Raw genomic sequence first — 19,934 nt, 5'->3', positions numbered from 1 at the left:
TTTATATTGCTTTTTCGAGCATATTGAGGTGTAATAGATATAGTTTATGTTTATGTTAATTAGTTTACATTTATCTAAAACACTTAGGATGAGGTGATCGTCATTATGTCAGTAAAGGCAGCCATGACCGTCGATAAGGATTTTCGGATCGGAAGCATTGACGAGCGGATTTACGGCTCTTTCATCGAGCACTTGGGACGCGCCGTTTACGGCGGTATTTATGAGCCCGGACATCCGGATTCGGACGAGCAGGGCTTCCGCCGCGATGTGCTTGAGCTGGTCAAGGAGCTCCAGGTACCCATCATTCGCTATCCCGGCGGCAATTTCGTCTCCGGCTACAACTGGGAGGATAGCGTAGGTCCGCAGTCCGAGCGCCCAACCCGTCTGGAGCTGGCCTGGCGCGTGCTGGAAACCAACCAATTCGGATTCAATGAATTCGTCGATTGGACCAAGAAGGCGAATTCCGAGGTCATGATGGCTGTCAATCTGGGGACGCGCGGCATCGATGATGCACGCAACATTCTGGAGTACAGCAACCATCCGTCAGGCACCTATTGGAGCGATCTGCGGCGCAAGCACGGCTACGAGCAGCCTCACGGCATCAAGACCTGGTGCCTGGGCAACGAGATGGACGGCCCTTGGCAGATCGGACACAAGACGGCCGATGAGTATGGACGGCTTGCGAATGAGACCGCCAAGGCGATGAGGCTGGTCGATCCGAGCATCGAGCTCGTCGTCTGCGGCAGTTCTCACCTGCATATGCCGACGTTCGCCCAGTGGGAGGCGACTGTGCTTGAGCATACGTACGACAGCGTCGATTATATGTCACTGCATCAATATTACGGCAATCCGCAGGACGACACGCCTACCTTCCTGGCCCGCTCCGTCCAGATGGATGATTTTATCGGGAAAGTAATCAGCACTTGCGATTATGTCAAAGCAAAAAATCGCAGCAAGAAAACGATCCAGCTTTCGTTTGACGAATGGAATGTATGGTATCACTCCCATCAATCGGACCGCAAGCTTGACCCTTGGCAAATCGCGCCGCCGCAGCTCGAGGACGTCTATAACCACGAGGATGCGCTGCTCGTCGGCTGCATGCTGATCAGCCTGCTTAAGCGCGCCGACCGCGTGAAGATGGCTTGCATGGCCCAATTGGTCAATGTCATCGCCCCGATCATGACGGAAACGGGCGGCGCTGCATGGAAGCAGACCATCTTCTATCCTTACCTTCACGCCTCCGTCTTTGGCCGCGGGCAAGCACTTATTCCGCTCATTCAATCGGACAAATACGATACCAAAGAAATTACGGATGTTCCTTATCTGGAATCCGTAGCTGTACACAATGAAGAGCAGGGAGAGGTTACGATCTTCGCCGTTAACCGCCACCTGGACCAGGCCCTTCAGCTGAACATCGACCTTCGCAGCTTCGGCACACTGTCCCTTATCGAGCATATCGTCCTGGAGCATGAGGATCTGAAGGCCGCCAATACGCGCGAGCAGCCTCATACTGTCCAGCCGCATACAGGCGGCAATGCTGCGGTCGAAGGCGGCGCCAAGGTAACAGCCGCGCTTTCCAAGGCTTCCTGGAACGTCATTCGCCTGAGAATGTCCGACCGCGCCTAGCACATCCGAATCCACAGAGAAGCGCACAACGCCCGCAGCCGATGGCCGTGGGCGTTGTGCGCTTCTTCCTTCACTTGGGAGAAAGGCTCCCATAGGGCCTCGCTACCCATGCTCTAGCGGATCTGACGGTCCGCGAAAACCTCCATCGCTTCTTTCATAAACATGGCCAGGCCCGTACCGAATTTGTCGATATTAGCCGTGAAACGCTCGTCGTCCACGTACATATGACCAAGTCCGCGGAACGCCTCCGGAGTATAGCTGCCTAGCGTATTCAAGAACGCATACCATTCACCGATGGCCGCTTGCGCTTCCTCAGCTGCCGGCGAGCCGTGGCGCAGCTCCGCCAGCTTCCGGTAGATATCATTCATCGCCTCTCCCAATGCCTCCTGCTCCTGCCCCGGCTTCGCGGCCAGCTTCCCCTTGGACCGGTCGACGGCTTCGTCGCCCCAACGCTGCCGCGCTTCCTCCTCATAGGGATGATGACTAAAATCAAACCCTTTGAACTTTTCTTGATTCGTCATGGAAATCTCTCCTTTCGTATGCCGGATCGTTTGCTCTACCGTAGCGAGGATGTCATCCAGCCTCCGCCTTTTCTCGAGCAGCATGCTCCGGTGCATCTCCAATGCTTTCTGCCGGTCGAACCCGGCGCTATTCACGATAGCCTTGATCGATTTCAACGAGAATCCGAGCTCCCGGTAGAACAAGATTTGCTGCAGCAGCTCAAGGTTATCGTCCGAGTAGACCCGATAGCCCGCCTCTGTCGTTCCGTCCGGAACAAGCAGCCCGATCTCATCATAATGATGCAGGGTCCGAACACTGATTCCGACCAGATCCGCTACCTCTTTCACTTTCATATTTGATGGCTCCTCCTCTCTGCTCTTACTATAGGCCCTCACGTTACGTTAGAGTCAAGACCTCAGAATACCCTATTTTTCATAAAGGCTCTGTTAAATTTTAATGTTGGTAAATCGTAAAAAATTAAGGAAACCCTATTCATTTGGGTTTCCTTAATACGCCCAGTTTCTTTAATTTTTTTACAATTTTTTATATAAAAAGAAAATTGGTTGACAGAAACCTACAACATTCCCCAAAATATATTGGTTTGAGCGGTAAGGAAATAGAGAAGCAATCCTATGATAACCACCTTGATTATTTGTTTTGGAGACTGATATAAAACAAAAATCGTGGCTATCCAAAGTAACAATTCTAAGTTATTTCTTATATCAAAATACCAAAATCCAAATGCAAAAGCCTGTCTTGAAATAAGCATAAATATAATTGATGAAATAGAAAAGGCAATTATACCTTTCCCTTTTGCATACCAACATACAAAAGCCAAAAATGGTGAAATACAAGTCATTATAATCCAAATCATCATATAGGATTTGGGAAAAAAACCAGCTAACAGAACTGTGTATAGATAATAGCTACCAACCATGCCTACAAAAAACAAAAAAACATTTATGGCAGACCTAACAGGTGATTTGCTATACACAGATATAACTAACGCAAGGAAAATCCAAACTCCCATGCGAGAAAAAAAGTTCCTTAAATCTAATATTTCAAGGAAATAGGGTAATAAATTACTTGGGGTTGTATCAAGCACCTTTGAGATTACGCCTAAAATAAACCCTACGATAAATATAAAAGCCGAATATAAAAACTTCCTTAATAGAGATATTTTTATTGGTCTACGAATCTCATTTAAAAAATTTATTATTTATTCCCTCCCAAATATAAACAATCTTTATTAGTTTTTTCTACTAATGGGCTTTAATCCTCTGATTTTATTTTATAGTGGATGAATACGGCGTTTAGCAGTTTATGTCTTCCAATAAAAAAGCGTAATCCAAGTAACCCCTACGATTTCAGCAGATTTTCGCAGGGAATAACCTTTGAACATATAATCAACAAATGTAATCCATTCGTTGCCTTTTCGGGTTCGGTACAAGACGGTGTTGGTTGTGTCAGTGAAGGTTTTGTTACAACATTTACAGCGATACCGTTGCCGACCATTATATTTTCCGAACCGCACAACGTGTCTAATGAACAATAAGGACACTCAAATCCTTCCTTGAAGCGAGTTTCCCTCATTTCATTGATTAAACGACCACCCGCAGAGAAGAAGGTTCAACATAGCGTTTAACCCAATGGTAAACTTGTTCTTTTTTTGTATGTGGTAATTTGTCGATATGTTTTAACAAGTTGCTAAACGCCTTGCTCACCTTGACTACCTCCCAGAATACTTGTTCTCATATAAATTGTATCAAGGATTCAGAGTGGTAATCAACATTTACCTTTAACAGAGCCCTTCATAAAAAAACCTGCAGCTCCGCCGGAACGGAACTGCAGGCCTCTCTATAACGCGTCATCCCTTGCCTACCGCTTATCTTGCATGTTGCACGTTACTCCAAACACCAGCATCAGCATTGGCATTCTTCCAGCCGCGCATGCCTCCTGTCGGCCCTATAAGCGAGCTAGCCTTAACCCCTAGCTAATCGCAGCCGACTCGCGGCGCAATACGGCCAGCCCGTATGCTTCGAGTCTCAGCTCCGCACCCGTCGCCCCGTCGTTCAGCACGTCCGTATACGCACGGTCGTCCAGGTTCACGACACGCTCCGCATCCGCGAAGTTAAGCACGAACACATAGTCATTCGTCCCGTCCGTACGAATCTGAGCCGTCACGCCCTGCGGCAGCTCCGTGTTCAAGGCCCGCCGAACTCCCGTCTCGTCAGCCAGCGCGCCGAGGAACGCATCCTGGAACGGCTGCTTTGTCCGGCATGCGACATAATAGGCTTTCCCCGAGCCGATCCGGTTAACCGTCAATGCGGGACGACCCGCATAAAAGTCGTGCTCATACTCGGCGAGCGCCGTCGCGCCCTCCAGGTGAATCGTCTCGCAAAGCTCCAGGGCGTCGAAGGTCCCTTGCAGTCCGAGCTCATTACCGTCCGACAGACGCAGGCCGTTCGCATCCCCGTCATGCAGCCCCTCGATTTCCTCCGCCCAGATGCCAAGCGTCTGGCGCAGCGGTCCGGGGAAGCCGCCCAAGAAGCATAGATCGTTCTCATCTACGATCCCCGACCAGTAAGTCGCCACGAACGTTCCGCCGGCTTCTACGAAGGCGTGAATCCGCTCCGCTACGCCTGGACGTACCATGTACAGCATCGGCGCGACCAGCAGCTTATAACGGGAGAAGTCCTGCTCCATATCGATGACGTCAACCGGTATGCCGCGCTCCCAGAACGGACGGTAGTAAGACAGCACCGTCTCCTCATATTTCACACCCATGTTGCGCGGCCCCTGGGCATCGTTGATCGCCCAGCGGTTCTCCCAATCGAAGATGACCGCTACATCGGCAGCCACTTGTGTTCCGGCAACCGCAGACAGTCTCCCGAGCGCTCCGCCAACCTCCGCTACCTCGCCGAATACACGCGTATGCTCATGCCCGGCGTGGTCGACCACCGCGCCATGGAACTTCTCGCTGGAGCCGCGGCTCTTGCGCCACTGGAAGTATTGCACGGAATTTGAACCGTGCGCGACCGCCTGCATGGAAGAAAGCAGATGCATGCCGGGACGCTTGCTCTTGCTGACCGGCTGCCAGTTGGTCAGACTCGGCGTGCTTTCCATCAGCAGGAACGGTTTTCCTTTAATCGATCTCATAATATCATGGACCATGCCGATCCGGGCCGCCTGAGGACTGTTGTCCGCGACGTCATGCCAGGTAGGATAGCTATCCCAAGAAATGATATCCACGTGCTCGGCGAACTTCCAGTAGTTCAGATCCGCATAGGGCAGATCCATCAGGTTCGTCGTCACCGGCAGCCTATCGGAAACTTCCCGGATCGCCGCAATCTCATGACGGCAGAAATCGACCGTACGATCCGTCACAAACCGTTTCCAGTCCAGATTGCACCCATGAACGAACGTTTCGCCATGCGGGGCAGGAGATTCGATCTGCGACCAGTCGGTATACGTATGGCTCCAGAACTTGGTCCACCAGGCGTGGTTCAAGGCTTCCAGCGTGCCGTACTTGGCCTTCAGCCAATCCCGGAAGGCATCCTGGCACAGATCGCAGTGGCATTCCCCATTATATTCATTGGAGATGTGCCAGCCGATGACAGCCGGATGGTCCCCATAGCGCTCGGCCAGCTTGCGGTTCATGATGGCTACTTTCTCCCGGTAGACAGGAGACGTGTAGCAATGATTATGACGGAAGCCATGCAGGTTGCGGACCCGATTGGCCCCTACGCGCAGCACCTCCGGATATTTGGCGGACATCCAGGCAGGTCTGGCCCCGCTCGGTGTAGCCAGAAAGGCATAGATGCCGTTGTTTGCAAACCTCTCCAGCACCTGATCCAGCCAGTCGAAGGTAAACACGCCTTCCTCCGCCTCAAGCGATACCCATGCGAATATCCCTACCGACATCACGTTGCAATTGGCCAGCTTCATCAGACGGATGTCTTCCTCCAGCACGTCCGGATAAGCCACCCATTGATCCGGATTGTAATCGGCTCCATGAAGCAGTTTTTGGGGAAGCATCTGTACCCTTCCAGTATCCATCGTCATCTCTTAGCACCCTCTCTTCCATCCATACGGTCTCTTTGTAAAACAATGGGGCCGCATCAAGAGCGAATCCGCCCTATGAAGCGACCCTGTCCTATAAAAGCGGCTTACCGGAGCAGCAGGAGCATGGTTTTCAACTGCAGCTCCTTCAACCCCTCCACCACAAGCTCAGCGATGCGAATGGCTCCACGCTCCTGAAAATGCGTGTTATCCTCCACCCCGCCCGGAAAGTTCATGAACTCGCCCGGAGCGCCCCACATCAGCAGCGACTTGGTGCCTTCGGGACCGAGCTCCTCGAATAACCGCTTGCTGCTGGCAGCAAGATCGACGAGCGGCACATCTTCATCCGCGGCAAGCTCTCTCATGGCGGTCAAGTACGCGCCATGCGTGTCTGTCAGCGTGCCATCCGGCTCGAAATACCTGCGCTGCACCGATGTGACCAGGATCGGATAAGCCCCCCGTTCCCGTGCCCCGTCGATATAACGCTTCAGGTATTCCTTATAGGTCGTTTCCGGCTCGGTTCGACGCTCCTCATCCGGCTTCTGATCATTGTGGCCGAACTGGATCATCAGAATATCATGCGGCTTGATCTCCGCCCAGATCTTGTCCAGGTGGCCTTCGCCTATGAAGCTCTTCGAGCTCCGCCCGGATAACGCGAAGTTGGCAACCGCCGCATCATGCTTCAGCAGGTACGGCAGCATCTGTCCCCACCCGGCATACGGATACCCGTCCGCCGGTTGATCCGTAACCGTCGAGTCTCCAGCGAGAAACACCGTGCGCACCTGCGGCGCCGACTCAATCTCCAGGGCATTGATGCGCGGAGCGAGGCCCGAGAAGGCAAGCTCCAGTCGCCCGTCTGATACCCATACGGAGAAGCTGTGGCGGATAAACTGGCCGGCCGATGTGCGCAGACGGCGCACCATCAGCCGTCCGCAGCCAGCTTTAATCGTGGTCTCGGTCCCAATTATCGCATCACCGATCAGCGCATGCACCGTGTAGACGCCGCTGGGCACGTCCACCCGGAATACCGCGTCGAGCGGGATACAAAAGTCGCGGCGCAGCTTGTCCGGTTCGCCGCGATCCTTCACCGAGATCCGAGAGCTCTCCTGCTGCAAGAAGCCAAAGCCCAGGGAGGTACTATACCCTAATTCGGCCCCTATCTTGATATATCCTTCCGCGGCTTCCCCGATTCCGAAATCGAATTTATGCTGAATGGTCATCCCGGTGAATCCTCCTGTATCCTCCCGTTATCTTGCTTACCAATCCCGCTTCTTCAGCAGCGATGACAGGAAGACCAGTCCGAGTCCTTGTCCCCACCCTTGAATCCGTTTCACCGGAACGCCCTTGTACCCGTCAGCGTCACGCATAACGGCAGTTCCGGCAGATACGCCCGTAATCATGCCGTCTTCTGTAATCCGTGACAGAAACGCAGGGATGGCCCGGTTCACATATTTGTTATACAGGCCGCCCGTAGTGAGCAGCGCAGCCGCGATACCGGCCGAACCGGAGGTTTCCGTGTACGAGGACGGGTCGTTCAGCACCGTGTGCCATAAGCCGTCCTCGCCCTGCAAGCGGACGAGCGCAGCCAATTGATCGCGGAGCGAGCCTTCGATAATCATGAAAGAAGGATGCGTGACATGCACCAGTTGAAGCGCACGCGCCATCGTTATCGCAGCCCATGAGTTGCCGCGCGCCCAGTAAATGCCGGACATATGATGCTGAGCGATATTGTCCCAGCCGTGATAGTACAGATTCGTCACAGGGTCCTGGAGGAAATGCTCATGCCCGTGATACTGCTTGATGCCGTCCTCGAAATAATCCTCGCGATTCAGCAGCGAACCGATGCGGACCAGAAAGTATCCGGCCATGAACATCGTATCGACCCAGGCTTGCTCGGGAAAGTTATACGTCTCCGAATTGACCGTGTGCTGGAAGATGCCATCCGCAAAGCGCTCGGCGTCGTTCTTCAGATAATCGGCCATCTGGATGGCAATCTCGATGTACTTCTCTTCGCCTGTCACTTGGTGCAGCGTCAGCAGGGAGTGCCCGATCGACACCGCGTTGACCGACAGCTTCGGCAGACCGTCTTCCAGCTTTTCATCGACCCAAGCCTTCAACAGCTCGATATACTTTTCGTTTCCTGTCGCTTCGTATGCTTCCGTAACGCCATAAAAAGCGACACCGCCCGGCCAATCCCAGCTGTAGTCCATATTAAACGTGCGATGGACCACACGATCGATCGTTTCACGAATTTCATTTGGATCAAATACTAATGCCGGCATAATATCTGCTGGTCCCCTCTCTATCATGATCAGCCCATCGCCGCGTTGGATTACCCTTTAAGGCCGCTGGTGCTGATGCCTTCAACGATATATTTCTGGAAGATAAAAAACACAATAACAATCGGAAGCAGCGACACTGTCGACATCGCGAACATCCCGCCCCAGTTGTTGATCGACTCGGCGTCCAGGAACAGCTTGAGCGCCAGCGACATCGGGTAAAGCTCAGGACGGTTCAGGTAAAGCAGCGGGTGGATGAAATCATCCCAGCGCCAGTAGAACGAGAAAATCGTCGAGGTGATCAGAGCCGGAACGATCATCGGCAGGATAATCCGGAAGAAAATGCCGTAACGGCTGCATCCGTCCATCTTGGCCGCCTCATCCATCTCCTGAGGAATGGTGCGGATAAACTGCACGATCAGGAAAACGAAGAACGGCGTTGCGAAAAATTGCGGAACGAGAATCGGCTTGAACGAGCCGAGCCATCCGAGCTTAGCAAACATCACATATTGCGAGATCATCGTAACGTCGCTTGGCAGCATCATCGTCATCATCATGCAGCCGAACCAGAACGCCTTGCCGAAGAACGAGATCCGGGCAAAGCCATAGCCGACTAGCGCAGAGGAAATGACAGCGCCGATCGTAGAAACGACGGATATGATCATCGAGTTTTTGAAGAAGGTAGCAAAGGTCGTCCCGGCGAAGCCAGCCCAGCCCGTCACATAGTTATTAAACTCCAGCCTGCTTGGAATGAGACTATGGGCCGTTGTGAAAATTTCATCGTTAGGCTTTAGCGAGCTGGAAACCAGCCACAGAATCGGGTAGAGCATCAAGAGTGCCAGTCCGCCTACCAGCAGATGATAGGCCACTCGCTTAATGGCTTTCTTCGGAATAGCCGTTGTCTGTACATTCGTCGTTTGTTTAGCAGCTTGCTGCATCGCCATCTTACTTCTCTCCCTTCGACTCGTAGTGGACCCAGAGTGTCGATGTCTTGAAGATTATGAGTGTCACTACCCCGATGATGATCAGCATGGTCCAAGCCATAGCAGATGCGTAGCCCATATCGAAGAACGAGAAGGCTTGACGGTACAGATACAGGGAGTAGAGCAAGGTGTTGTCCAGCGGTCCGCCCTCGCCTCGCGAGATGATGTAGGCCGGAGTAAACGTCATGAACGCTGAGATCAGCTGCATGATCAGGTTGAAGAAAATAATCGGGCTGAGCAGCGGAAGCGTGATTTTGAAAAATTGCCGCAATCCGCTAGCCCCGTCTACGCTTGCCGCTTCATAATAGGAAGCCGGGATGTTTTTCAAGCCTGCCAGGAAAATCAGCATGGACGAGCCGAACTGCCACACGGACAAGGCGATCAGCGTCCATAGCGCGGTATCGGGGCTGCCGATCCAGGATCGGGTTACTTCGATGCCAATCGAACCGAGAAACGCGTTAAGCAGACCTTTATCGCCGAAAATTTGCTGCCACATGATCGCCACGGCAACGCTTCCGCCGATCAGGGAAGGCAGGTAATAGGCCGAACGGTAAGCGCCAATGCCGCGGATCGCCTTATTCAGCAGCATCGCTACGATCAGTGCGAATGCGAGCCTCAGCGGTACGCTGCCAAATACGTAGGTGAATGTCACCTGAAACGACTTCATGATCTTATCGTCCTCGAACAACAGCTTCTGGTAATTGTCCAAGCCGATCCAACGAGGGGTCTCCATCATGTTATAGTCCGTAAACGAATAGTAGAGGGAAGATATCATAGGGTACAATGTAAATATCAAAAATCCCAATACAAATGGAGCGGTGAACACGTATCCGGTCAGGTGGTCGTTGTCCCTCAATCTAAGCTTCATCTTGTTCAACCCCTATGCCTTTATTTATAGTTTTATTATGCAGGATAGCGGAGGACGGCAGAAGGAAAAAAACCGTTCATTTTGTTCAAAAAGCAGACAAAGAAGCCTGTATTCGCTGCCGAATGGTTCTTCCTTTTTGGGGACACGCCAAAGACCGGGGCCGCAAGCGGCCCCGGTCTGGCTTGCGCCGAAGTGCGGGATTATTTCTTGTTTTTGGCCAGAATCGCATTCGCTTCCTTACGGAATTTTGCGGCAGCGTCCTCGACGGAAATTTTCTTATACAAAATTTGCTCGCTTGTATCCTTCAGCAGCTTCTCGACTTCGATGGAGCCGATCGGGTTCGGAGGATCCATATCGCTGCTGTTTTGCTCAGCCCATGTTACATAATCGAATACTTTCACTTCGTTCGGAGTCAGCAACGGTTTCAAGGCTTCTTTTACTTTGGAGGAAACCGGTACGCCGCGCTCGCCCTTGATGATCTTGTTCGCTTCGATATCATTGATCCAGAAGTTGATAAACTTCGCTGCTTCTTCTTGCTGCTTGGAGCTGCTCGTGATCGACCAGTACATGCTAGGCTTCAGAAACAGGCCTTGCTTCTGGTTCGGGCCTGGCAGCGGCTGCATTTCGAGATCACGCTTCGCCAGATTGGCGAGGCCCAGGAACTGGTTGGACCAGCCGGTGGAGGAGATCGAGTTGCCCATTACCATTTCATCGTCTTCCGGCGTTCCTTTCTTCTGGGCTTCCTTATCCAGGCTCATCAGATAGCCGGCGTCATACCATTTTTGGTAGCGCTTGAAGTAGTCAATAAACGGTTTGTCATCCGGGTAAGCCAGGGAAGTACCGTCTGCCGAGTACATTTTTTGGCCTTGCGTACGCAGGAAGTAAGGGAAGAATACGTCATGACGGTAGCCGCCCATGATCTTGCCTGCCGCTTTCGCCTTGGCCGCAAGAGCATCCAGATCGTCCCACGTCCAGTTTTTCTCAGGAGGCGTAATGCCTGCCTTCTTCAGCATTTCGAAGTCCATCGTCGATTGAAGCGCATTGACGCCCAGGTTCATGGCAACCAGCTTGTCCCCGACTTTACCGCCGGATAGGGCCGATGGGCTGACATCTGCGACGTTCAGCACGCCATTTTTGGTGAACGGAGTCAGATCAACCAGTTGATTGCGTCCGCCATATTGCGTCAGATAAGAGATATCCATTTGAATAATATCAGGGAGTTGGTTGGCCGCCGCTTGCGGAGCCAGTTTCTTCCAATAATCGTCAAATGATGCATATTCGGCTTCGATCTGTACATTAGGATTAGCCTTTTGGTACTGCTCAATGACCTTCAGCGTGTAATCGTGACGGGCTTGACCGCCCCACCAAGCGATACGCAGCTTGACCGGTTCAGCAGGCTTAGTAGCCGCAGGCGGTGTTTTTGTATCCGTACCTGCCGCAGGCGTTTTGCCGTCCGTTTTGGTACCCGTTCCGCCGCCGCATGCAGCAGCCGTGAACAGAACCGATAAGGACAATACCAGTGTTAACGCTTTCTTCATGTGTAGTTCCTCCCCTTTTGTCGCCATGTCTAGCGTTAGCGCTTACAAGATCATTATGTCCGATTTTTGGTTATTTTTTAATTCAATTTTCCGGTCTGTTTGTTCAAATTTCAGTGCTATTTACCCTACAATAACTCGGTATAGACGACTTTTCGTCTATGCAGGCTGTAGCATATCCCAGATTCGGTCGAAATATGCACGTTGACCCTACATCCTCTGGGTTACCCGTGTAAACAAAAAGGGACCGGAATCGGCCCCTTCTGACTGTTTACTTCTTGTTTTTAGCCAAAACCGCATTCGCTTCCTTGCGGAACTTCTCTGCGGCAGCTTGTACGGTGATCTTTTTATAGAGGATCTGCTCGTTGATATCCTTGAGCAGCTTCTCCACTTCGATCGCTCCTACCGGACTTGGAGGGTCCATCGGGGAGCTGTTTTCCTCAGCCCAAGCGACATAATCGAACAGCTTCGTCTCTGCCTCATTCAGCGTTGGTCTCAGCGCTTCCTTCACCTTGGAGGATACCGGAACGCCGCGCTCCGCCTTAATCAGCTTATTGGCTTCTACATCGTTGATAAAGTAGCTCATAAACTTAGCAGCTTCTTCTTTTACCTTCGAGTTTTTCGTAATTGAGAAATACATGCTCGGCTTCAGGTACATGCCCTTCTGATTGTCCGGGCCAGGCAGCGGGTGCAGCTCCAGCGGACGATTAGCCGCAGCGGAGTAAGCGGTGATCGCATTGGACCAGCCGTTCGCGGAGATCGAATTGCCCATAACCATCTCATCGTCCTCCGGCACGCCCTTCTTCGTCGCTTCTTTATCAAGCGGGAGCAGGTATCCGGCATCGTACCATTTCTGGTAGCGCGTGAAGTAGTCGATGAACGGCTTGTCGTCGGTATAGCCGATCGAGGCTCCGTCATCGCTATACAGCTTCTGTCCTACGGTTCTCAGGTAGTACGGGAAGAACACCTCATGCTTGTAGCTGGCGATGTACTTGCCGTTTTCCTTCATCTTCTGAGCGATATTGTCAAGATCTGTCCACGTCCAATTTTTATCAATCGGCGTAGCCACGCCCGCCTTCTTGATCATTTCCATATCCATAACCGAGGCTAGAGCGTTGACGCCCAGCGGCAAAGCGAACAGCTTGCCGTCGAGCTGGCCTCCGGAAAGGGTATTGGGACTTACCGAGCTGACGTCCAGCTGCCCGTTTTTCGTATAAGCTTCCAAGTCCTCAAGCTGGTTTCTGCCTCCGTATTGCGTCAGGTAAGAAATATCCATCTGGATAATATCCGGCAGCTGGTTGGCAGCAGCCTGCGGCGCAAGCTTCTTCCAGTAATCGTCGAAAGACGCATACTCCGCCTCGATATCGACGTGGGGATTCGCTTTCTCATACATCTCAATGACCTTGAGCGTGTAGTCATGGCGTGCTTGTCCGCCCCACCAGGCAATTCTCAGCTTAACCGGCTGACCTTCCTTGACCGCTCCCTCTTGCTTGGTTTCTCCTCCGCTTGCATTGCCTCCACAAGCGGTTGCCGTAAATAACAGCGATAACGACAGTACAGCAGCTAATGCTTTTTTCATGTCAGTTCCTCCCGAATGGCGGGTCGCATCTATAGTGTGCGCCTCTCTCTATTCTTCTTTATTATCCGCCATGGGGTACAAAATTTTAATCCAAAAAACCGTCCGGATTGTTTAAATAACAGGTTAAATCACAGCGTCCCTTGTCAGGATTTGGTATATTCGGACGGCGTGCAGCCGACGATCTTTTTAAAGACTTGGCTGAAATATTGCGGATTATCCCCGAAGCCAAGCTGCTCGGCAAGCTCGAATATTTTCAAATCGCTGCGCTGATCTAGCATTTCGGTCGCTTTCTTGATGCGGGCCTTCATGACATAGTTGGAGAATTTCTCGTCGGTTTCTTTTTTGAACAGCTTGCCAAGATAGTCCGCATTCATATAGAGCAGCTGATGGGCGACCCAGTTCAGCGACAGCTCGGGATTGGCGAGCTGCTCCTCGATGATGCCGATAACCTTCTGAACGATGGCAGAATGCTTGCTCTTATGCTGCTCGTACTGGCGCATCGTGATTTCATGGGCCACTTCCTTCAGGAACGACTGCATGGTATGAAGCGTATCCATTTCGGCCAGATGAACGACCTTGCTCATATAGGCATTGATGCGCTCCGCATCCGCTTGGCGGATAATCGCCATGAACAGCTGAATGACATAGGATTTCACCGTGTACACATCCGCTCGATGCTCGATCGCTTTGGCGAAGAATTCATCGATTTCCGCGCTCGCATCCTCCCAGCGCCCCGTCTTTATCATCAGCAGCAGCGGCTCCTCATCGAATGAAAAGTCGCCCACAGGCGCTTGATCGGGACCAGCCAGATCCGTCTTCGTAATCAGGCTGCCCTCTCCCAGATAGAAGCGATGGTGCAGACATTCCAGCGTTTCTTTGTACAGCTGGCGGGCGGACGTAATATCGCCGGCTTCGCTCATGGCGATCGTCAGGTCGATTTTATAGTAGCCGAGGAACGTGGTCCGAATGCGCTGCATGCGTTCATGAAGCTCCTGAATCGGCAGGTTGTCCTCCACCGCTATGATCACATGATCGCCGATCGTGGAGCTTAGCAGCGTTTTCGGCAAAATATCGCCGGCTATATTTTTGACCGCGAACAAATGCTCATAATCAAAAGTACCCTCGAGCTGAAACAAAATGAGGCGTATGCGGCTAGTCTCCACATCAAGCTCGAACAGCTTGCGGTAATAAGCCCAGTCGTGTGCGCCGTACGTTTTATTCGTAACAAACTCTTTGAGGAACTGCTCCTTCGCATGGGGAAGCACCTTGGCCAGCCCTTCCCGCATATTGCTGACGAACCTTTCGCTTTCCTCCGATTGACGAAGCTCCTCACTGACATCCTTCAGCGCTTCGACGATCTTGTTCTCATTGCAGGGCTTCAGCAAGTAATGCTTGACGCCATACTGCATCGCCGCCCTCGCATATTCGAACTCGTTGAAGCCCGATAGCATAATCAGCTTGATGCCCGGATAACGCTCATGAACCTTAGCCGCCAGCTGCAGTCCGTCCATCGCAGGCATACGGATGTCGCTGATCACAATATCGGGTTTGTTTTCCTCGATAGCATCGAGCGCCTCCAGCCCGTTGCGCGCCGTCCCGATCAGCTCTGTGTTCGCAGACTTCCAGTCCACGACAGCCGATATGCCCTCCAGAATAATTCGTTCATCATCCACAAGCAGTACCTTATGCATGGGAGCACCCTCTTTCGTATGGTAGTCTGACCGTCACCTTGGTCCCTTTATACGGTTCGCTATCCAAAATCAGGCCGTAGTCTTCTCCGAAGGAAAGCACGATCCGTTCCTCGATATTTCGCAAGCCGATTCCGCTGCCGCGGCGCATTTCTCCACGGCGGACCTTGTCCAGCAGCTCGTGATCCATCCCGGGACCGTCATCCTCGACCGACAGGACCAAATAGTCCTGCTCCAGGGTTGCCGCTAGCCGGATTCGGCATGGCTCGATCTTAGGCTCCAGCGCATAATTGATCGCATTCTCGATCAGCGGCTGCAGCGAAAGCTTCGGGATGCAGCAATCCATTACCTCTTCGGGGACGTCCACTTGAAACTCAAGCCGTTCCTCGAAGCGGTATTTCTGAATCGTTACATAATGCCCCACGATCTCCAGCTCTTCCCGCAACGGAATAAGCGCCGCCCTCATGCTGATGGAGCTTCTCAACAGAAAACCGAGCGATTCCACCATTTTTGAGATGACGGGCTGACGGTTCACCTTGGCCAGCCAGTTGATGGACTCCAAGGTATTGTACATAAAATGCGGATTAATTTGCGCCTGAAGCGCCTTAAACTGCGTCTCCTTGATCGTGAGCTGCTTGGCGTAATTTTCAGTGATCAGCTCATTGATTTGCTGCACCATGATTCGGAACGAGCGGTTCAGATGCCCTACCTCATCCATCGATTGCAGCGTACTCTTCTCACCCGTGTCCCATTCAATCTGGGTGAAGTTGCCCATCTGCACCTGCTTCATCCGCACGATCAGCGATTCCATCGGCCTGGTTATGCTCCGCGCGAAGCTGATCGCGAGCGCCAGCACGGCGAGCAGGCTTCCTACAAAGACGACAAGCAATATATTTTTCATCCAAATAATCTTTCGAAAGATGCTCTCGAATGGGATCAAGCTTGTGTAGGTCCAGTTCGTATAGGGGGACTCGACATGCGTGTAGAAATACTGCTCGCCGTTCATCTCCTGGATCAAATAATTGCCCGAGCCGGTCGCCGGCTGATGCACACTTGAAGCAAGCGAATTTCGATCCAGCGGATAGACGACCGTGTCTCCCGCCGCGATGACGATCTCACCGTTTTTTAGCTCGGTGCCGGCAAGGACCTCATCGACAATCCGGTCCAATCGGACGCGGATGAGCAGCGTGCCGAGCTTGCTCAGCTCCAGATTGCGATAAGAACGGATCTGCCGGGCGGCGATTAGCGTATCCTCCTTATTGATCGGATAGCTCCAGACATTGCCTCCGCTAGCTTGGTCGGCCCCCCGGAGCACCTCAGCGCCCGAGTCGCCTGTGATCGGTCGGCTTAGCCCGGCCCGCGTAACATGACCGGACAAGTCCACGATCTCTACCGAGTATATATTTTTCTCATAGCCGGCATACTGCACCAGGCGGTCATTCATATTCGCACGGAGCCGCAGCAGCTCATAGCTGGGCGTATCCGGCTTCATCGCCTGAAGAAAGCCTTGAATCTCCGCATCCGTGGCCACGTTGAACGACAGCCTCTCGATCCGCCTCAATTCTTCCTCGATCCCGTTCGACGACAGATTCAGCACCTGGGACGATTTAGCGAACAGCTGCTCGTCATAGATCGAATACACGTATTGCAAAGCGAAATAGGTGATCAGGAAGCAGAACGTCATAATGAGAGAAATAAGGGCAATCACCTTATGCTTGATTCTGAGATTGCCGAATGCCTGCTTGAGCGAAAGGAAAAATGGCATCATGTCTGTCACCCTATCCCGTCAGTGTCTTGTCATCGTATTGGTCCATGTTACTACATCCGGGGACTATCTTGCCAGCGCGAGGCGCCCTCGTTTTTCCACATAGAAAAACAGAGGCACCGGTGTGCCTCTGTCCACATGCAATCTAATGATATAAGAATCCGGCACGCCGGTTCCTAATCCAGAAAGTCCTTCAATCGCTTGCTCCGGCTCGGATGCCTCAGCTTACGCAAGGCTTTGGCTTCGATCTGGCGAATCCGCTCCCGGGTTACTCCGAAAACCTTGCCGACCTCCTCCAGCGTCCGCGTACGGCCGTCATCCAGCCCGAAGCGGAGACGCAGTACGTTCTCCTCCCGCTCCGTGAGCGTGTCCAGCACATCCTCCAGCTGCTCCTTCAGCAGCTCGAATGCAGCGGCGTCAGCCGGTGCCGGAGCGTCGGAGTCCTCGATAAAATCGCCGAGATTCGAATCGTTCTCTTCTCCGATAGGCGTCTCCAGCGAGACGGGCTCCTGCGCAATTTTCATAATCTCGCGAACCTTCTCTACGCTGAGCTCCATCTCCTTCGCCACTTCCTCCGGCGTAGGCTCCCTTCCGATCTCTTGAAGCAGCTGTCTGGATACGCGAATGAGCTTATTGATCGTCTCCACCATATGCACAGGAATCCGAATCGTCCTTGCCTGGTCGGCGATCGCGCGCGTGATGGCTTGACGAATCCACCACGTAGCGTAGGTACTAAACTTGAAGCCCTTCGTATGGTCAAACTTCTCAACCGCTTTGATCAAGCCCATGTTGCCCTCTTGAATCAGATCAAGGAAGAGCATCCCCCGCCCGACATACCGTCTGGCGATACTGACGACCAGCCGCAGGTTGGCCTCGGCCAGTCTGCGCTTGGCCGCTTCGTCGCCAGCCTCGATACGCTGCGCAAGATGAACCTCTTCCTCCGTAGAGAGCAGCTGTACGCGGCCGATCTCCTTCAGATACATCCGGACCGGATCATTCGTTTTGAGGCCTGGAGGCAAAGAAAGATCATCGTCCACCTGGAATTCGTCAGACGCCGACTCGGGACGAGCTGCCGGAAAATCGTCATCCGAATCTTCATGGATATCGATGCCTATTTCGGATAAATGCTCAAAGAAATCATTCATCTGATCCGGGTCTTGTTCGTATGGCGAGAGCTTATCCATGATCTCCTTGTACGTTAAGGATGAGCTCTTCTTTCCTTGCTCGATAAGCTGATCTTTAGCCTGCTCCAACGTGATGTCCGTGCCCAGCTTGGTCTGTTGTTCGTTCTCCATCGATCTGCCCCCGTTTTCAAGAGAATGGCCTGGTCAGCCGGTTGACTTTTATTTATCAATATGCTATGATTTCTTTGTATATCATATTTATTTGATAAAATATGTCTCTTTACTATCCGCCATTATATCATGCCTATATATGAAAAGCAACTTGAAAATATCTTATCCTTCGCTCGTTTGAACCGGACTCCACCCTGTGGGTTCCGGTTTTTTCATGTGCAAAAATCAGTTTTATCCGTTGTCACTGTTTTTTGGATCGCCTCTGGCGGTCGGACATGGTATAGTTATAGCGAACTTTTCAATACAGGTTTAAAGGAGAGATAGAATTGGGATTCGGAACGTTGGCGCATACGGTCGGCAAGCGGCCGCTGCAAGAGCTCGTCGATCGGCTCGCTTCTTACAACATCGATTTTGTTCAATTAGCGCTGCTTAAAGCCATTGGGGATATCAACTTATCTCCAGGGAAGCTAAGCCCGGGTCTGGCGAATCATATCGCCGGGCAATTCGATAAGGCCGGCATCCGTATCGGGGTGTTGGGCTGCTATATCAATCCGGTTCACCCCGATCCGCAGCAGCGGCGGGCGGAGATCGACCGCTTCAAGGAGCATATCCGGTACGCTCGCGACTTCGGCACCTCCATCGTTGCCACGGAAACGGGAGATTTGGACACGTTCGCCGCTCAAGAGCCGGAGCGCTACGAGGAGTACGGCTGGAACGTGTTAAGGGAGACGGTCGCTGAGCTTGCCGAGGAAGCCGAGAAATGGGGCGTTCATATCGGGCTTGAGCCGGTATGCGTACATACGCTTTCTAACCCGGTTAAGATGAAGCGTATTCTGGACGAGGTCCCTTCCTCGAACCTCGGCGTCGTTTTCGATCCTTGCAACCTGATGGACCAGCATAATTTCGAGCGGCGGGACGCCGTTGTCGACGAGCTGTTCGAGCTGGTCGGAGACCGGATCGTGTTGGCGCATCTGAAGGATGTCGTCTACCGCGCCGACGGGCGTCCGAATTCGGTCAAGATCGGCCAGGGACAGTTCGACATTGAGCGCTTCTTCACCAAGCTGCATGCGCGCAAGCCGTATGTGAATATTTCCTTGGAAGATACGCCTGAACAGGATCTTCCGGAAGTGCTGAAGTATGTGCGGGCATTGAAGGATACCGTCCGCAGCCGTTAAGTTAAGCCCTAAGGACCTGAGACGCCGTCTCAGGTCCTTATTGCATGTGCGGTGACTATCCGGCATCACTTTCTAAAAATTCCAGTCGGTTCCCAAAGGGATCGTTGATATAGAAACGTCTAATGCCCTCATCGGCCCTTGCCGTATCCTCCAGGATGCGGATCTGATGGCTATGAAGATGTTCTCGCAGCTCCTCTAGATTCTGAACGCGAAAGGCGGGGTGTGCTTTTGCAGCAGGAACAAAATCCTGTTGTACCCCGATATGGATCTGATGAAGCCCGCATTGAAACCAAACTCCGCCGCGCTTCGCTAAAACTTCAGGTTTGGGCACCTCCATCCAGCCCAATACGTGATTGAAAAAATGCCGGGCCTCTACTTCGCAGCCTTCCGGGGCTGCAAGCTGAACATGGTCGAGACCATAGAAGCGGAAAGCCATCCCACCCTCTCCCTTTGTTTCATTTAGTGAAACTAAGTTTCATTGTTCCTCTCCATTTTATATTATGGCAAAGCAGCTGTAAAGAAAAGTTCTCCGCGCTGCCTCCGGCTCGAACAGAAAAAGGTCCTACCCGCGATGTTTT

15 protein-coding genes and 1 pseudogene are annotated in these 19,934 nt (G+C 52.4%); 2 read left to right on the top strand and 14 right to left on the bottom strand.

The features are described from left to right. Positions 1-105: 105 nt before the first annotated feature. Positions 106-1,626 (top strand): arabinosylfuranosidase ArfA, encoded by a 1,521-nt coding sequence (gene arfA / locus GSF01_RS05835; protein WP_159882098.1) that lies wholly within the window; start codon positions 106-108, stop codon positions 1,624-1,626. 113 nt (positions 1,627-1,739) lie between these two features. Here arfA and GSF01_RS05830 read toward each other — a convergent pair whose 3' ends face one another. The 13 genes and pseudogenes from GSF01_RS05830 to rpoD all read right to left on the bottom strand — a co-directional run bounded on the left by GSF01_RS05830 (position 1,740) and on the right by rpoD (position 18,181). Further along, positions 1,740-2,480 (bottom strand): MerR family transcriptional regulator, encoded by a 741-nt coding sequence (locus tag GSF01_RS05830; protein WP_159882097.1) that lies wholly within the window; start codon positions 2,478-2,480, stop codon positions 1,740-1,742. A gap of 221 nt (positions 2,481-2,701) precedes the next feature. Then, positions 2,702-3,232, bottom strand: a complete 531-nt coding sequence (locus GSF01_RS05825; protein WP_159882096.1) for a hypothetical protein — start codon at positions 3,230-3,232, stop codon at positions 2,702-2,704. Between the two features lie 200 nt (positions 3,233-3,432). Next, a pseudogene (locus GSF01_RS05820) lies at positions 3,433-3,851 on the bottom strand (transposase); the annotation flags it as partial. Between the two features lie 265 nt (positions 3,852-4,116). Further along, a complete protein-coding gene (locus GSF01_RS05815) occupies positions 4,117-6,192 on the bottom strand; it encodes a beta-galactosidase (protein ID WP_159882095.1) in 2,076 nt (691 codons plus the stop codon). A gap of 104 nt (positions 6,193-6,296) precedes the next feature. After that, the gene (locus tag GSF01_RS05810) at positions 6,297-7,409 is read right to left on the bottom strand and encodes a rhamnogalacturonan acetylesterase (protein ID WP_159882094.1); all 1,113 of its coding nucleotides are present in this window, start codon (positions 7,407-7,409) and stop codon (positions 6,297-6,299) included. 36 nt (positions 7,410-7,445) lie between these two features. Beyond that, positions 7,446-8,471 carry a glycoside hydrolase family 88/105 protein gene (locus GSF01_RS05805; protein ID WP_159882093.1) on the bottom strand — a complete coding sequence of 342 codons (1,026 nt, stop codon included), beginning with the start codon at positions 8,469-8,471 and terminating at the stop codon, positions 7,446-7,448. A gap of 50 nt (positions 8,472-8,521) precedes the next feature. Continuing rightward, positions 8,522-9,298: a carbohydrate ABC transporter permease gene (locus GSF01_RS05800; RefSeq protein WP_235941322.1), complete on the bottom strand. Its 777-nt coding sequence runs from the start codon at positions 9,296-9,298 to the stop codon at positions 8,522-8,524. Between the two features lie 115 nt (positions 9,299-9,413). Beyond that, a complete protein-coding gene (locus tag GSF01_RS05795; RefSeq protein ID WP_159882092.1) occupies positions 9,414-10,319 on the bottom strand; it encodes a carbohydrate ABC transporter permease in 906 nt (301 codons plus the stop codon). 200 nt (positions 10,320-10,519) lie between these two features. Beyond that, positions 10,520-11,857 carry an ABC transporter substrate-binding protein gene (locus tag GSF01_RS05790; protein WP_159882091.1) on the bottom strand — a complete coding sequence of 446 codons (1,338 nt, stop codon included), beginning with the start codon at positions 11,855-11,857 and terminating at the stop codon, positions 10,520-10,522. A 268-nt stretch (positions 11,858-12,125) separates the two neighbouring features. Next, a complete protein-coding gene (locus GSF01_RS05785; protein ID WP_159882090.1) occupies positions 12,126-13,433 on the bottom strand; it encodes an ABC transporter substrate-binding protein in 1,308 nt (435 codons plus the stop codon). 143 nt (positions 13,434-13,576) lie between these two features. Beyond that, entirely contained in the window at positions 13,577-15,124 is a 1,548-nt protein-coding gene (locus tag GSF01_RS05780) for a response regulator transcription factor (RefSeq protein ID WP_159882089.1), read from the bottom strand. Beyond that, complete coding sequence (locus GSF01_RS05775) at positions 15,117-16,889, bottom strand: cache domain-containing sensor histidine kinase (RefSeq protein ID WP_159882088.1); 1,773 nt, start codon at positions 16,887-16,889, stop codon at positions 15,117-15,119. The genes GSF01_RS05780 and GSF01_RS05775 overlap by 8 nt, the downstream gene beginning before the upstream one ends. A 173-nt stretch (positions 16,890-17,062) precedes the next feature. Beyond that, complete coding sequence (gene rpoD, locus GSF01_RS05770) at positions 17,063-18,181, bottom strand: RNA polymerase sigma factor RpoD (protein ID WP_159882087.1); 1,119 nt, start codon at positions 18,179-18,181, stop codon at positions 17,063-17,065. A 326-nt stretch (positions 18,182-18,507) separates the two neighbouring features. On the opposite strand from rpoD, the gene GSF01_RS05765 reads away from it, so the two are divergent. Continuing rightward, positions 18,508-19,356, top strand: a complete 849-nt coding sequence (locus tag GSF01_RS05765) for a sugar phosphate isomerase/epimerase family protein (RefSeq protein WP_159882086.1) — start codon at positions 18,508-18,510, stop codon at positions 19,354-19,356. A 55-nt stretch (positions 19,357-19,411) separates the two neighbouring features. On the opposite strand, the gene GSF01_RS05760 is transcribed toward GSF01_RS05765, so the two are convergent. After that, complete coding sequence (locus tag GSF01_RS05760) at positions 19,412-19,792, bottom strand: VOC family protein (RefSeq protein WP_159882085.1); 381 nt, start codon at positions 19,790-19,792, stop codon at positions 19,412-19,414. Positions 19,793-19,934 lie beyond the last annotated feature (142 nt).

It is taken from the genome of Paenibacillus puerhi, from assembly GCF_009846885.1.
GTDB lineage: Bacteria > Bacillota > Bacilli > Paenibacillales > NBRC-103111 > Paenibacillus_G > Paenibacillus_G puerhi.
This window is presented reverse-complemented; position numbering and strand designations above follow the sequence as displayed.

Coding starts and splice junctions, on each gene's coding strand:
- arfA (WP_159882098.1), top strand. CDS start 106: ATGTCAGTAAAGGCAGCCATGACCGTCGATAAGGATTTTCGGATCGGA.
- GSF01_RS05830 (WP_159882097.1), bottom strand. CDS start 2,480: ATGAAAGTGAAAGAGGTAGCGGATCTGGTCGGAATCAGTGTTCGGACC.
- GSF01_RS05815 (WP_159882095.1), bottom strand. CDS start 6,192: ATGACGATGGATACTGGAAGGGTACAGATGCTTCCCCAAAAACTGCTT.
- GSF01_RS05810 (WP_159882094.1), bottom strand. CDS start 7,409: ATGACCATTCAGCATAAATTCGATTTCGGAATCGGGGAAGCCGCGGAA.
- GSF01_RS05805 (WP_159882093.1), bottom strand. CDS start 8,471: ATGCCGGCATTAGTATTTGATCCAAATGAAATTCGTGAAACGATCGAT.
- GSF01_RS05800 (WP_235941322.1), bottom strand. CDS start 9,298: ATGCTCTACCCGATTCTGTGGCTGGTTTCCAGCTCGCTAAAGCCTAAC.
- GSF01_RS05795 (WP_159882092.1), bottom strand. CDS start 10,319: ATGAAGCTTAGATTGAGGGACAACGACCACCTGACCGGATACGTGTTC.
- GSF01_RS05790 (WP_159882091.1), bottom strand. CDS start 11,857: ATGAAGAAAGCGTTAACACTGGTATTGTCCTTATCGGTTCTGTTCACG.
- GSF01_RS05785 (WP_159882090.1), bottom strand. CDS start 13,433: ATGAAAAAAGCATTAGCTGCTGTACTGTCGTTATCGCTGTTATTTACG.
- GSF01_RS05780 (WP_159882089.1), bottom strand. CDS start 15,124: ATGCATAAGGTACTGCTTGTGGATGATGAACGAATTATTCTGGAGGGC.
- GSF01_RS05775 (WP_159882088.1), bottom strand. CDS start 16,889: ATGATGCCATTTTTCCTTTCGCTCAAGCAGGCATTCGGCAATCTCAGA.
- rpoD (WP_159882087.1), bottom strand. CDS start 18,181: ATGGAGAACGAACAACAGACCAAGCTGGGCACGGACATCACGTTGGAG.
- GSF01_RS05760 (WP_159882085.1), bottom strand. CDS start 19,792: ATGGCTTTCCGCTTCTATGGTCTCGACCATGTTCAGCTTGCAGCCCCG.